This window comes from Bartonella sp. AP88HLJMH (genome assembly GCF_042195605.1).
In the GTDB taxonomy this organism is placed as follows: Bacteria; Pseudomonadota; Alphaproteobacteria; order Rhizobiales; family Rhizobiaceae; genus Bartonella.
Genome location: NZ_JBHIOR010000011.1, coordinates 15,011 through 30,343, shown reverse-complemented (window position 1 = coordinate 30,343; position 15,333 = coordinate 15,011). Strand labels below are relative to the sequence as shown.

The 15,333-nt window shown below is 39.1% G+C and carries 7 protein-coding genes and 1 pseudogene; all 8 read left to right on the top strand.

What is annotated here, in order from left to right; all coding sequences use genetic code 11:
* Window positions 1-345: 345 nt before the first annotated feature.
* A complete protein-coding gene (locus ACFIMA_RS06370; protein ID WP_375693233.1) occupies window positions 346-1,974 on the top strand; it encodes a BID domain-containing T4SS effector in 1,629 nt (542 codons plus the stop codon).
* Window positions 1,975-2,222: 248 nt separating this feature from the next.
* Window positions 2,223-2,405, top strand: a pseudogene (locus ACFIMA_RS06365) (type IV secretory system conjugative DNA transfer family protein); the annotation flags it as partial.
* A 1,196-nt stretch (window positions 2,406-3,601) separates the two neighbouring features.
* Window positions 3,602-5,200 carry a BID domain-containing T4SS effector gene (locus ACFIMA_RS06360; RefSeq protein WP_375653231.1) on the top strand — a complete coding sequence of 533 codons (1,599 nt, stop codon included), beginning with the start codon at window positions 3,602-3,604 and terminating at the stop codon, window positions 5,198-5,200.
* Window positions 5,201-5,510: 310 nt separating this feature from the next.
* Window positions 5,511-6,695, top strand: coding sequence for a BID domain-containing T4SS effector (locus tag ACFIMA_RS06355; RefSeq protein WP_375693232.1), 1,185 nt, complete (start codon window positions 5,511-5,513; stop codon window positions 6,693-6,695).
* A gap of 341 nt (window positions 6,696-7,036) precedes the next feature.
* Window positions 7,037-7,849: a BID domain-containing T4SS effector gene (locus ACFIMA_RS06350; protein ID WP_375693231.1), complete on the top strand. Its 813-nt coding sequence runs from the start codon at window positions 7,037-7,039 to the stop codon at window positions 7,847-7,849.
* A gap of 354 nt (window positions 7,850-8,203) precedes the next feature.
* On the top strand, window positions 8,204-9,490 hold the full coding sequence (locus ACFIMA_RS06345; RefSeq protein WP_375693230.1) for a BID domain-containing T4SS effector: 1,287 nt from the start codon (window positions 8,204-8,206) through the stop codon (window positions 9,488-9,490).
* Between the two features lie 304 nt (window positions 9,491-9,794).
* Complete coding sequence (locus ACFIMA_RS06340; protein ID WP_375653255.1) at window positions 9,795-11,759, top strand: BID domain-containing T4SS effector; 1,965 nt, start codon at window positions 9,795-9,797, stop codon at window positions 11,757-11,759.
* Between the two features lie 317 nt (window positions 11,760-12,076).
* Complete coding sequence (locus ACFIMA_RS06335) at window positions 12,077-15,322, top strand: BID domain-containing T4SS effector (RefSeq protein WP_375653262.1); 3,246 nt, start codon at window positions 12,077-12,079, stop codon at window positions 15,320-15,322.
* Window positions 15,323-15,333 lie beyond the last annotated feature (11 nt).

Sequence of the window (15,333 nt, the reverse complement as noted above, 5' to 3'; positions counted from 1 at the left end):
TTTCTTTATAAAGCACTCTCCTCATCTCCAAATAATAAATACCAATCATATCTATGCCTTGAGAATCCTATCAGGAAACTTTTGAAGGCACCGCTTTTATAGGGAAATTTTTCTACAAAAAAATTAAAAGACAATATGCATGAAAACAACCCAAATGAACCATTCTCTCTCAGTAAAAGAAAAAAATGCCAAGATAAAGATTGATACACTCAAAAACACCTACGAATTTGAGGGATTTTTTCCTCACCCAAGTCTCAACATCTCAAAACAATATGCGTGGGGGATTTTCAAACAAAAAGTTTAACACACTCTCATAGATAATGTAACATTATAAGGAATGTAACAATGCCCAAAGCAAAAGAAAAAACAAAAGGGATTCCCTCACCCCATAATTATATCTATCTTGGTACCCAAATTCTCAAAAATAGATATGGAGAAACAGATTTAAAACGTTTTCTGGAAAAATGCTCACATGATAGGCAAAAAGCCATGATCAATCTGCGTGCAGAACCCCTGCCAGAATATTTTAATTCAACTTATCTATGCCATATCCACCAACAATTGTTTAAAAATACCTTTGTATGGGCTGGACATCTGCGCCATATCCCCTTCGCATTTACAGACGATAGCATTGCCGCCATGCCAGAAATGAAAAGAATGGAATGGGGCAATAATTTTGCAACCGGTGAAGAAATCCCTAAACTCTTACAAAAATTAGATCAAACGCTTGCCGAAAAAGACAATTTGCAAGGCTTAACACGCGAAGAATTTGTCAAGGAAGCAACGAGTCTATTTTATTCTCTTCACAAAATCCACCCATTCATAGATGGCAATGAGCACACAGAACAAGTCTTTTTTGAAAATCTTGCCAAAGCTGCAGGACATCAGCTTGACTTTTCGCTTGTCACACAAAAACGTATGATGGCTGCCTGTAGCGAAGCAATGCAATATAGCAATACACAACTGTTGAAAGATCTTTTTGAGGATATCTCCAATCCCCCCAAAATACGTCTTTTAAAAGAATTTATGGACCACATAAACAATACGGGACGCAACGTGGATGATCGCCTTGTTATAGCAACAAAGGCAGGAGAAACCTATATAGGAACTTATAAAGGTTGTTATTCAGAAGGTTTTATACTCGATGTGCAAGGAACTTACATCATTGGTAGCAAAGATGATCTCACACCAGAACGATTAAAAACACTAAAACCTGGTGATATCATTACCTTTACCGCCCCCAACAGCAAAGAGCTTGAAAACACGCTTATTCCAAAAGAAACATTAGCGCCTCTCACAAAAAGTGAATGTGCCAAAACAGTTGCGCTAGATAGTTACGTTCTCAAAGCTCAAAAGCAAGTCCGAGCTTACGCAAAAACTGTTTATGGTGACGCAAACGTATTAAACGAACAGATAGAAGAGATTATTAAAAATCCAGAATTAGGCAGACAGTTTGCTAATCAGATTAAACAGGCACCGCACTCTGTTTCTCCTCTTGCAGGTTTTAGTATATGCGGTCTACAAAATCCGGCACGTGTACACGCTCGAAATTATCTTGATGTGCTCTCTCTTGCAATTGAGAATTATGTGTATACTGTAGAAGCTACCTATAATATAGTCACTCGAGACCATAAAATTAAACAAGAACGCCTTGGAAAAGCGGTAGAGAATCCCAGTCAAAACTTGCAAATTATTTTTGCTTTATCACCGGAAAAACAAAGAGAAATCTTGTCTCAATCTCCTCAATTACACCAAGAGCTCCGTACTTTTATAAACAGTTTAGAACATCGTCTCTCATCAAACGAATGTAGTGCGATCACAAACAAAGATTATGAAACACTTGCACAAAGTATTGGTATATCAGAACAGAAAGCACGAGAAATTACCGACATTGTTCAAAAAGCAAGGAACACTCATAGCCAATTCTACACACGCACACAAAATCGTTCAAATACACTTGCTATGGCCAACTAAAAAATATGAAACTTTGTTTTTTTGATTTAAACACCTATGTGAAAGAGATATTTTAATATTCTTATCATACATGCAAAAAACAGACTACTTAAGCGCCCTACCACCAATTTTGCACATAGCATATACACCATATCCAAAGCAATTGGACAGGATAATTGTTAATTCCTTTTAAACGTCATGATTACTACCGACGAAAGTTACAAAAGCCTATTTTATTTGTCTTAGATGGAGTCGATTTTCGTGGTTATATGAATATTTTAAAAAGAGCACTCATTTTACCCCACGAAGTTATCCGAGAAATGCGTCAAAATGAACAAATTATTCTGATGCAAGGCTCCCCTTCGCGATGTGGTTGCGCCATCTATTTCAGAAGGAAAGAAATGTTAGCCGCAGCTGCAAAAAACCGCTTTGCTCCACAAAAGAAAAACTAACTTCCTATTATGAGATCTTGACTATGAAAAGACCAACCACAAAAACAACATACATTTCTATTTTTTAAAAACCCGTTAACAAAAAGTTTTTGACCACTTCTTCATACATAAGGAAAACATGATAAAAAATCCGTGTTTTTTCCTTTTTGTATTTTGTGTATCGTTTTACCAATACCCATCGTCTTTACAAGAAAGTCCCCCCCTCAAATCACCTATAACCAAACCAACATTTCCACTTGAGAGCGTCCTGCAAATACATTCCTACAAAGCTTTTTGTTTATAATTTATCCCCTACAAACAAGCAAAAACATTTCACAACGCTAATCACCAATATCAAGACTTAAAAAAAAACGGTTGATCTTTGAGACAACAACTCTCAAAACACCTACACTCAAGAACATCGATTTTTTCCCAAAAAATATTTAAGATATACATCAAAATGAATAAATCATTCTTATACAAGCTTTTCCCCCTTTACGATATCATAAAGTGTTCTATTTTAATGATAAAGCGCTGAAAAAGGCTTTTCTCCCCAACCAAAGAAAGGGTTTCCTCTCTTATGGATCTTAAAGCAGCGCAATATAATAAGAGCAACAATACAAAAATAAAAAACATTTTGTTGCAAAAATACACAAAAGAGATGTTCGTATGGCAAGATATTCATATGGAACAATAAGAAAAACATAATGGAGAAAAATTTTTGATGACTGCTTTTGCCCATAGATTCACCAATCTGAGAGCTGTGTATGAAAAGTACCAGCACCATCCGCTAACCAAGAGCGATTACACCCGCTATATCCACGCTCCTCATCAAAGCGCTCTTGCAAACAACTTTGTTAAAGGAAAAAAACAACAATTTTAAGCAACATTTTTCTTTTTGACCTCTTCCTTACACCTCAAAGAACGAAGATTTTACCCAGAGTCAATTTATAGAAAATCCATTTTCTGACTACTTATGGGATTCATATCAGCGTCCTAAATACCAGCATTTTACAGTACAAGATAATAAACAAAGGAAACATCAGAAAAGCTTTTCAAAAGCATCACAAAACGATTGATACATCCCATACACTGGAGGGAAAAGTGCTCCCTCTCATAACAACCAAAATCTCAAAAGAATACGCGAAGGGGAATTTTTCACATGCAGCGTTTAAGACGCTCATCAACCACCACCCTACCTACTTAGGAGAGATTACATGTTAGAGCAAAATTATCTATATAAAGGAACCAAAACACTCAAAAATAAATATGGCATCAAAGACCCTAAAAAACTGTATCAACGCAGTACTCATGACGTCACTAAAGCAGCCGTCAATTTTCGCCATGAACCACCCCCACGAAAATTTGATGCTTCCTATCTAAAACTAATCCACTGGAGCCTCTTCTACAAAACTTTTGAATGGGCGGGCCACACTCGCGATACATCCTTTACATTTGAAGACGGCACCACTGCCCATATGCCGGCGATGCGTCCCAAAGGTTATGAAGTTCCTTTTGCTATCGGTCCACAGATTAAAAAAGAACTCACACAACTCGAAAAAACACTTAATGAAAAGAACAATTTAAAAGGTTTATCGCGCCAAGAATTTGCTGAAAGTGCCGCTGATGTTTTTATGGTGCTAGAGCACGCACATCCTTTTAGAAAAGGCAATGGGCGCGTAAATCGAATGTTTATGGAAAAACTTGGACAAGCCGCAGGACATACCATTGACTTTTCTTTCATCACAAAAGGACGCATGACAACAGCTTGTATTGAAGCCATGCAATATGGCAATTCCCAACCGATGAAAGATCTTTTTGAAGATATCACCCATCCACAAAAATCCCTTGTTTTAAAAGAATTCATCTCCCAAATGAGAAACGCTGGACTGGATGAAATTAACGATCGTGTTGTTGTTGCAGCAAAGGAAGATGTAACCTATGAAGGCGTCTTTAGAGGTTTTTCAGCAGAAGGTTTTGTCATGGAAATAGAAGGGGCTTTCGTCGTCGGACACAAAGATGATCTCACCCCAGAACTCGTCAAAACATTACAAAACGGTGCCCGCCTCTGCTTTCAAAAAACCAACGTTCAAAGCTTAAAAGAAACACTGATCCCAAAAGAAACTTTAGCCCCTCTTACCCATGAAGAGTTATTTGAAAGGATTTCAAATGACGCTTATGTTGAAGGGAGCCGAAAAGAAATCGAAAATTTATCAAAGACTGTTTATGGTAAAACCCACACCTTAAAGACAACATTAGATATCATAACGGCAGCTCCAAACTTAGGAAATCAGTTTGCCGATGAAACTTTACAAAACCCTCAATCAATTTCTAAATTTGCTGGGAGTAAAATACTTGGCATGAAAAGTTCAAATCGCAGACAAGCCGAACAGGCTGTTCCACAACTCAGCCAAGCCCTTAAAAATTATGGCGCAATAACACAACAAACAAAAGATGCAATTCTAGAGCAACACCAAAGAGAACAAAATCGCCTGAACCACACTGTCGAAAAACCTGGAAAAAATTTACAAAACCTTTTTGCCTTACCAGAAGAACAACAAAGGGAAGCTTTATTCCATTCTCGTTCACTGCGACAAGAACTCCATACCTTTTCACGACAACTACACAATCGTCTATCCTCAGAAGATCGTAAAGCCATACAAGAAAAAGATTATACCAGACTAGCTTGCCTCCTTGGGACATCGGAAAGCAAAGCAAAAGAAATTGCGAATACTGTAAAGAACACCCAAGAAGCACAATGCCAAGCTCGCAGCTTGAAAGTTAGTCGTTCCTCATCGCTGGCTCTTACCGGCTAAAAACGCGTGAACTTTTGCCTTCCAACAGAACTCTTTATACCAATCATTTTATCTCCATTACGCCCACCAATTGTTTTAAAATGTTACAAAAGATAGTCCTAAAAATGAATCCTGTAATCTCCTATAACTTATTGATAATATTTCATAAAAAAACTGTATAAAAGACATAAATGTCCATTACATATCAATATGAATAGCGCGAAGTCTTTGGAGACCATTCAGTTTGATATTCTTCTTTTGTCCTAAAAAATATCAAAAAAGTGGGGAATGCGCCAAAGAGGTTTTCTAAAAATATTGAAAGGAAACAGCCATGAAAAAAAGTCACCCACAACAATATACACTTCAACAACCACCAAAAACGATCTATGCTCCCCAAAAGCCACTTGAACAACAAAATCTAGGAGCTTCTAATGTAGGAGACCTCTACGCAAAGGTTAACAAACCACCCAAAGAACAACGCAACCCACAACAATATACACTTCAACAACCACCAAAAACGATCTATGCTCCCCAAAAGCCACTTGAACAACAAAATCTAGGAGCTTCTAATGTAGGAGACCTCTACGCAAAGGTTAACAAACCACCCAAAGAACAACGCAACCCACAACACTATACACTTCAACAACCAGCAGAAACGGTCTTTGCTCCCCAAAAGCCACTAGGAAATCCCTATGACAGACTTGGTGGAAGACCGAGTGATGGGCGACGCACCGACAGACTCGTAAACCCCTATTCAATAACGGATCTGGCGGCGCAAGGTTGGCAAACACCCTACGACACAGTTGGTGGAGGTGCGCAGGGTGGACGACATCCCCATGAACCAGAACATCTCTATGCAGAGCTTAACTTTGATGAACGTGGTGAGCCCTCTCCCCAAAGACCACTCGAATCTGTCTATACAACGGTTGGCATGGGGGCTGAAGGCGGGCAAGAGTCTGAACAACTAGAAAATCCTATCTACCAAGGTGTTGGCAGAGCAGCAACACCCCCTCCCAGAACCCCAAAAGATGTGGTTACAACAAGGCTTTTAAAAAACGTAGACTTTCAATATGGTGTAAGAGAAACGCAAGAGTGGTGCAGAGTTGTTTATGGTAACGAACATGCTTTGAATAACCACCTTGCTAAAATTCTTGACAACCCTCAAAGTGCAGAGCAAATCTTATGGGAGCTTGCCGAACATCCTGAAGGTCCTGGCAAGCTTGCGGGGAGCAAAATACTTGGTGTAAAATCTCCAAGCCGCAGAGAAGCTGAAGAGAGTTTTTCTCCCCTTTGCTCAGCTCTTGAGAGGCATATACATACGGCACAAAAGCTCCATAAACAGTTTACACGGGAGCATGAAAGAGAAAGAGGTCAAAGACAAGAAAGTCCAGAAAGAGACCCAGAACACAGACACCACCATCATCATCATCACGCAAGAGGACGAGAACACAATAGTCCAGAGCACAGCCCACAACGACAAAGACATGGAGAAAAAGGAATGGCTTTTGCCATGTAAGTGGACATAAACATAAAAACAGATAGGTTTTTGTTTTTCATGTAATTTTTTTTCAGTGAGTTTCTTGGTGCAAATCGTTTCATCGCGATTGCGCCAAGAATTGTTTTAAAATATTACAAAAAATAGTCCTAAAAATGGATTCTGTAATTTATTATAACTTATTGATAATATTTCATAAAAAAACTGTATAAAAGACATAAATGTTCATTACATATCAATATGAATAGCGCAAAATCTTTGGAGGTCATTCGGTTGGATATCTTCCTTATATAAAAGTTATCAAAACTAAAAGTGGGGAATGCACCAAAGAGGTTTTCTAAAAATATTGAAAGGAAATATGTATGAAAAAACATCATCCACATCCTTCTGTAAATCCAGAAGCCCTCTATGCAAAAGTTAATAAACCAACCAGAGGAAACCAGCGCGGTCCAACCCCAGAAGAAGAAGTTCTATACGCAACCGTTGGCAGTGTTTCTCCTTCAAGAGGAAGACACCATAATCAAAGGCAACAAGAATCTAAAACCGACTATACAACGGTTGCTCCCCCAAGACGCGAAGAGGAAGTTACATACGCATCAGTGAGCAGCGTTTCTCCTCTTTCAAGAGGGAGACATCCTGATCGGGGAAGAGAAAGTCCTGAAACCGACTATACAAAGGTTGCTCCACAACAAAGAGGAAGACCTTCATCTTCCCTCACAACGGAGCAAATAACTGTCATACTTTTAAAAGATCCACATGTTAAAGCATATGGAGAAGAGGTCATACATTGGGGTGCAACTGTTTATGGAAAGGACAATATTTTTCAGAAACACTTGCAAGACATACTTACAGATCCCCGTAAAGGAAAAGACCTTTCAAATCAACTTGCTGAAAATCCTGAGTCTATACATAAGCTTGCGGGCCACCAAACACTTGGCATAAAAAGCCAAGCACGAAGAGCAGCTGAAGATGGTTTTAGATTGCTCGTTGATGCCGTTGATGGTTATACGAAAGCTGTAGAAAACGCAAAAGAACACCTATCGCAAACCCCTCTAGCAGAACAAAGACGCCATCATCACCATCATCATCACGAAAGAGGACAAGAACAAAATAGTCCAGAGCACAGCCCTCAACGACAAAGACACGGAGAAAAAGGAATGGCTTATGCCATGTAAGGGGGCATAAACATAAAAACAGATAGTTTTTGTTTTTCATGTAATCTTTTTTTCAGTGAGTTTCTTGGCGCAAATCGTTTCATCGCGATTGCGCCAAGAATTGTTTTAGAATGTTACAAAAAATAGCCCTAAAAATGGCGCCTGTAATTCATGCCGACTATTGATAACTTATTGATAATATTTCACAAAAAAACTGTATAAAAGACACAAATGTCCATTAAGCTGATTGCAAATAGCGCAGATCTTTGGAAGCTCATTCAGCTCGATATTTCTTTTATCTCAAAGCGATCCAAGCATAAAAGGCAAGAATGCACCAAAGAGGTTTTCTAAAACAATTTTTGAAAGGAAACATGCATGAAAAAAAACCACCCTCATCCTTTTCCATCCTCTTCAATACAAGAACTTATAAAGCTCTATGAACAAGCAGCGGCAGAAGTCTCAGGCGCAGCAGCCCCCCTTCTTAAAGAAACGCCTTCAAAAAGCAAAAGACTGTCATCCATACTGGAAGAAGATGAGGAAAGACAATCTCTTTTAAGAGAAGAAACTGTATATGCATCAACAAATCCAACAGCTTCGTTAACAAGAGGCGGCTCTACCAAAAGACCGCAAGAAGCTGAAACGACACACGCAACAATTCCTTCACAAGCAGCATTACAAAGGGCAACAAGAGTTCTCTCAGAGGAAGAGATCATTCTATTGCTTCCACACCATTCATTGGTTCGAACCTATCAAGAAGAAATCCAACATTTATCCGCAAGTGCCTATGGTAACCCAAACATTTTGCAAGAAAAAATGCAGGAAATTCAAAGAAATCCCGCTGCAGGAGAGGAGCTCTCATGGCGCATGGCAGCCCATCCTGAAAGTCTTGCTAAACTTTCCGGCACCAGCATGTTGGGCTTTAAAAATCGAGTGCGTAGACAAGCGGAAGAGAGTTATTCCGCTCTCAGTGTCACCGTTGATTGTTATACAGAAGCCGTAAAACAGGCAAGAGAGAGCCTCTTACAATCTCCAGAGCAAGAACTCAAAAACTATGAACGCTTAATGGGGAAGGAAGCTGTCACTAAACTTCTACAAAAATCAGATCAACGCGAAAAAGAAACGCTTTCAGAGACAGAAATTTCTACCAAAATTCACCAACATTCAAAAGTCAGAAGACACCATGCCCAAATCCAATATTGGTGCGGAGTTGTTTTTGGCAACACAAACATTTTGCAATCACAGGTGGAAATGCTTTTCCAAAACCCTGAAACAATAGAACAGCTGGCACAGCAACTTGCCGGAAATCCTCAGTCTTTTAACAAATACACTGGTCGTAACTTTTGTGGCTTTAAAAATAAAGCACGCAGACATGCTGAAGCGGGTCTTTCTCACCTCATTGACGCCGCTGACAATTATGCAACAGCTGTAACACAAGTAAGAGAGAGCCTTTCAAAAACTCAGCAGGCAAAACAAGAACACAATGAAGCATCTTCTGACAGAACGCAAAATTTGCATCAACAACAAAGCGTCTCACAGTCTGCTCAACGCCCTGAGCCTTCAATAGTAACGCATGAAGGAGCAACACCCTCTACGCAACAAAGAGAAACAGATATTCGTCCTCGCAAAACTGCCGCCCCAAAAGCGATGGCTTTTGCCAGCTAAACAGACATAAGTTTTCACGTTGAATCTAACGTCTTGGCGCAACACAGGAAAGAGGTGTTTGCGCCAAGAAAGAGAGAAAATTGAAACACAATTTATTTTTCCGTCCCTTAACCCAAACACTGGAGAAAACAATCTTTAGAGAATGATTATGATCTGAGCCAAGAGAGTCAAATCATGCAAAACCATTCAGTTTCATATCCTCTCTCATAAAAGCAAATGAAAAAGCATAAAACAGAATAAAAACCAACGTACATTTTTAAATAGTATTTAAAAACAATATTGGAAGAGTTTGAAAGGAACATGCATGAAAAAAAGAAATCCCTCCCCTTTTATCACCGAAATGATGGAAAAATTTCAACAACCGGCTGAACAATCCCCCACCAGAACCCCTCCTTCCCAAGTTTCTCAAAGTTTGCCAAAAGCAACTGTAGAAAAACGCCCAGAAAATTTATCCCCCCACCCAAAGGTTGCGCCACCGCCCCCCCCCCGCATGAGAGCAAACACTCAAACCAGCACAATGCTTCCTAACGCCAAAAACCAAGAGACGCCTCCCCCACAAAAAAAAGCAGCTCCACCAAAACCTCCGCGTGTAAAAGAGAGACAACAACATAAACAAACAGTTCAAGAGTCCCCCTCCCTACAGACAAAAGTGGCTCCGCCCCTTCCTCCACGCATGAGAGAAAAAACACAAACCGGCACAACAATCTCCAACTCAAAAAACCAAGAAAGCTCCTCCACGCACACAAAAGCAGCTCCACAAAAACCTCCGCGTGCAAAAGAGAGGCAACAACATAGACCAACAGTTCAAGAGTCCCCTTCCCCGCAAAAAAAAATGGCTCCGCCCCCGCCCCCACGTATGAGAGAAAAAACACAAGCCGACGCAAAAATCCAAAAGCATGAAACCCAAGAAAGCCCCTCCACGCGCATAAAAATGGCCCCACAAAGACCACCGCGTGCAAAAGATAGAGAACAAAACAAACCAACTGCTCAAGAATCCCCTTCTCTACAGACAAAAGTGGCTCCGCCCCTTCCCCCACGCATGAGAGAAAGAGCACAAAACGGCACAAAAATTCAAAATCCTGAAACACACGAACCAAGTGTTAGACCCAAAACATCATCACATATGAAAGTCAGGCAGCAAAGCAGTTCATCATCACAAGACAGTGGAACATATGCCGTCCCGCCTTCAAGAAAAACGCACCGTATGGAAAACAGAAAACAAAGCGATACTGTCGTCCCAAAAACTTCCTCTACACACACAGCAATTGAACAACCAAAACCGTCTCACGAACAAAAACCATCTATTAATACAATGGAAAGAGAGCTATTGCTCGTAGCATATCAAGAAGAAATACGATTTTTGAGCGAAAAGGTTTATGGCGACCGACTTATTTTAAATGAAAGAATAGAAGCAATCAAAGAAAACCCCGATATGGGAGAACAGCTCTTATGGGATGTTACAGAACGGCCTAAGTCTATTTCTAAGCTTGCTGGTAGAAAAGTTCTTGGCATAAAAAACCATGCGCGCAGAAAAGCTGAAGAAACTCTTCCCACCCTATGTGCTGCCATTAACGGTTATGTGTATACTTCAAAATATACAAAAAGTGAAAATATTTTACAAGGTTCTCACACGGAACAACAACATCAGCGACAAACACAAGAGGAAGAGCTAACAAATCAACATTTACAAAATCCGCTCAATTCAGAAAAGAAAATAAAGCCTCTCTCAAATGAGGAAATTGCCCGCAGAGTTCAAAAAGATCCATCGGTTCAATATGGTCAAAGAGAGATCCAATATTGGTGCCAAATTGTTTATAAGGATCCATTTATTTTGCAATATAGAATAGAAGATATGCACAAAATTCCAGAGATGGGAGAAGAGCTTGTATTTCAAATTGAAAAGGATTCTGCATCTGTTGCTCCACTTGCTGGTAAGCAAGTCCTTGGCATAAAAAATGGAGCACGCAAAGCCGCTGAAGAACATCTTCCTACTCTTTGTACCGTCATTAAGGAGTATGCTGAAACTGTAAAACAGTTAAAAGAAACCATTGTGCAAAACCATCAGGCAGAACAACAAAAACGTCATCAACCGCCTACCGATCTCGATAAAAAATTACAAAAGCAGCAAAGCTTATCGCAGCCTCCAAAGCTGCCTGAACGCTCAACAGCAAAGCGGCATAAAGAGGTTACAGCAACTTCTAGACAAGAAGACCAGCCGCATGTTCGACCGCGCAGAGCCGAAACATCAAAAGCAATGGCTTTGTCGTGATAAATCTCCTAATTGTTGGCTTTTTATCCAAAACTTTGGTGCAATTATCTTGCCAAGATTGCACCAAAGACGGTGTGTGAAATACAGAAAACTTTGAATAAGACACCCCATTATTTTACAGAATTCATTGATAAAATTTCACGATAATACTTCAAAATTATAAACTTTAACTTTGTTCCATGCGAATAAGGTCAATTTTTTCAATCATTCAAATAGGCATTCTTCTTTGAAGAAAACGCTATGAAAATAACATAAGGCAAAAAATGTAAACAAAGAAGATTTCAAAAAATAATGTTACCATTTGAAAGGAAATATGCATGAAAGAAAACACAGAACATTGTGCCTCCTTTACACAGGAAGAATTGCAAGAACAACACTCTGTAATTAATGCAGCCATTTCAAAGCAAATCAATGAAGAAGCGCAAAATTTTTTCTACCCCAATAGCAAAGTGCTTAAAAATAAATACCGCATCAAAGATAAAGAAATATTAAAAGAATGCTGTTCTAATGATGTAAAAAAAGAAATGATAAAACTGCACCAAGAACCTCTACCAGAGCAGTTTAATGCCTCTTATCTAAAATACCTTCATCAACGCCTCTTTTCCCGTACATTTGAATGGGCCGGACAAACACGCCAAGAGCCTTTTACATTTGAAGATGGCTCTGTTGCTTCTATGCCCATTTTGAAAAGAAAAGAATTTACAAAACCTTTTGCGATTGGCAGAAAAATACAGGAGGGACTAGAAAAGTTAGATAAAACGCTTGCTGAAAAGAATAATTTACAAGGCTTAACGCGCGAAGAATTCGTTGAACAAGCAGCTAGTATAATGATAGATTTGCACCACTTGCATCCTTTCAGAGAGGGTAATAGGCGCACAAAGAGACTGTTTGTTGAAAAACTCTCTCAAGCAGCAGGACATGAGCTAGACTTTTCTCTTGTGAGCAAAAAACGTAAAGACTTTGTCCGCGCCGCTGCCATGGAACATGGCAACCCAGAGCCTATGAAGCATCTGCTTGAAGATATCTCAAATCCAGAAAAATTGCTCCTCTTACGAGAATTCACCAACTCTATGAGAGAGCTTGGATTGGATGAAAAAAATTATTATCTCGCTGTCGTTGCAAAAGAAGGAGAAACCTATCATGGTACCTATAGAGGCAGTGGACCCAATGGCTTCATGCTTGATGCCAACGGGATTTTCATCTTGGGAAATAAAAAAGATCTCACCCCAGAGCAAATACAGACATTAAAAATCGGTGACGCCCTCTCCTTTACAGCACCAAAAATTCAAAACCCAGAAAAAACCCAGCAAAAAACATTGCTTCCAGAAGAAAAAGAAGAAAAAAGAGCCACTCTTAAAAACGATGAAATAACTGAAAAGAGCAAAGACAACGCATCCATTCAAACAAAGAAAAAGGGAAAATCCTATTTTTCACCATGGATTGCCCCTCATACTTTACATGACAGCGTTGAAGCTATGCCCAAAAGTTTGCAAGAACAAGAAAAAGAACAAATGGCACAACCAATTGCTCAATCTGCTTCCGCTATGAGGCAAATGCAAAAAGATTTTCAAAAAAACATTTTACAGAGCAGTAATACAGCGACAAATGATCCAATATCTGTCAAAATGACAAAGGAAACACGCTCTGATCATCAAGAAATAGAAAAACAGCCCCCCAAAAAAGCTATGGCATACTGGGATACTGGTACAAGAAAAACGAACACCGTCCCTCTCACCTTACAGGAGAAATTATCATCACCGCCTGAAACCGAAGAAAATAAGACAATGTACCGTAATTTCTTTTGCCCTAATAGTATCACCTTAAAAAATAAATATGGTATAAAAGACTATAAAAAATTAAAAGTGCAATGTGCCCATGATACAACAAAAGCAATCATTCATCTACGCCAAGAAGCGCCACCGCAAAAACTAACTTCCACATATCTCCAATATATTCATCACACCCTATTTAAAAATACTTTTGAATGGGCCGGACAAACACGCGAAAAACCATTTACATTTGAAGATGGTACCGTTGCTTATATGCCAATGATGAAAAAAGCTGGTATTTCTTTTGCCTCAGCAAAACAGATACAAGAGAGACTAGAAAATTTAGATAAAATACTTGCTGAAACGAATAGTTTAAAAGGCTTAACCCGCGAAACATTTGTTGAACATGTCACTGAAATGTTGATACAGCTCAACTATACACATCCTTTCAGAGAAGGCAATGGACGCACGCAACGAATGTTTTTTGAAAAACTTGGGCAAGTTGCTGGCCACACACTCGACTTTTCTCTTGTAACAGAAAAACGTATGAATCTTGCCAGCATTGCATCGCTAAAACATAACGATAAAGAAGAAATGAAACATCTGCTTGAAGATATCTCAAATCCAGAAAAAATACTTATTTTAAAAGAATTCATGGACAGTATGAAACATATCGGGCTTGAGAGTATTCATCATCATCTTATTATAACAGCAAAAGAAGGTCATACCTATAAAGGCTTTTACAGAGGCAGTGGACCCAATGGCTTTATGCTTGATGCTAACGGAATTTTCATCTTGGGAAATAAAAAAGATCTCACCCCAGAGCAAATACAGACATTAAAAATCGGTGACGCCCTCTCCTTTACAGCACCAAAAATTCAAAACCAGCAAGAAGTGCTTATCCCCGCACAAACAATAGCCCCCCTTACCAACAATGAAATTGCCACAAGGATAAAAAACAACGCATCCATTCAAGCAAGAAGAAAAGAAATAGAAACTTTGTGCCAAATCATTTATGGCAATCGTCATATTTTGCGGGAAAAAATTGAGATGATCCATGAAAATCATACTGAAGGAGAACAACTCACCTATCAAATTACCACCTCTCCCCAATCGATTTCTAAGCTTTCTGGTAGCAATGTATTTGGCATAAAAAACAACGCGCGCGCCCATGCTGAAGAAAATATTTTGCCCCTCTGTAGAGCCATTGATCGTTATATCAATATTTCTAAACAAACAGAAAGAGACATTCTCCATACCCATCATGTAAAACAAAGGCGGTGTGAACAGTCGGTAGAAATGCCTAAGGCTTGGATGAAAAATCTCCTTTCCTTGTCAAAAGCACAACAGCAAGAAATGTTATCAAACTCTCCTGAATTAAGGGGGGAGATAAGGACTTATATCAAAAAAATCAATGAGCGCTTATCTTCAAACGAGCATGAAGTTATAAAAGAAAATAATCCTGAAAGACTTGCGAAGAGTCTTGGCACATCAACCATCAAAGCAAAAGAGATTATGGAAATAGTCAAGCAGATAAAAGAGATAGAACCGCATATACAACCCATGTATTTTTATAACCATAAATTCGATGAGCGCTTCGCACCAAACCAGTATCAATCTATCCAGCATCAATCTATAAAGAAAAACAATGAAAAAAAATGTTCCAACACCCTTGATAAAGAAGCAATTAAAGTGCAAAAAATGACACAAAACGTCAATCAGAGTCCCAAAAGACAAGAAAATATTCAACCTCACAAAACGGCGCACGCAAAAGCAATGACAATGAATATCTAAAAGGTTCATAA

What these genes read in the sequence shown, in the direction of transcription:
- ACFIMA_RS06370 (WP_375693233.1), top strand. Translation starts at nt 346, where the DNA reads ATGCCCAAAGCAAAAGAAAAAACAAAAGGGATTCCCTCACCCCATAAT.
- ACFIMA_RS06360 (WP_375653231.1), top strand. Translation starts at nt 3,602, where the DNA reads ATGTTAGAGCAAAATTATCTATATAAAGGAACCAAAACACTCAAAAAT.
- ACFIMA_RS06355 (WP_375693232.1), top strand. Translation starts at nt 5,511, where the DNA reads ATGAAAAAAAGTCACCCACAACAATATACACTTCAACAACCACCAAAA.
- ACFIMA_RS06350 (WP_375693231.1), top strand. Translation starts at nt 7,037, where the DNA reads ATGAAAAAACATCATCCACATCCTTCTGTAAATCCAGAAGCCCTCTAT.
- ACFIMA_RS06345 (WP_375693230.1), top strand. Translation starts at nt 8,204, where the DNA reads ATGAAAAAAAACCACCCTCATCCTTTTCCATCCTCTTCAATACAAGAA.
- ACFIMA_RS06340 (WP_375653255.1), top strand. Translation starts at nt 9,795, where the DNA reads ATGAAAAAAAGAAATCCCTCCCCTTTTATCACCGAAATGATGGAAAAA.
- ACFIMA_RS06335 (WP_375653262.1), top strand. Translation starts at nt 12,077, where the DNA reads ATGAAAGAAAACACAGAACATTGTGCCTCCTTTACACAGGAAGAATTG.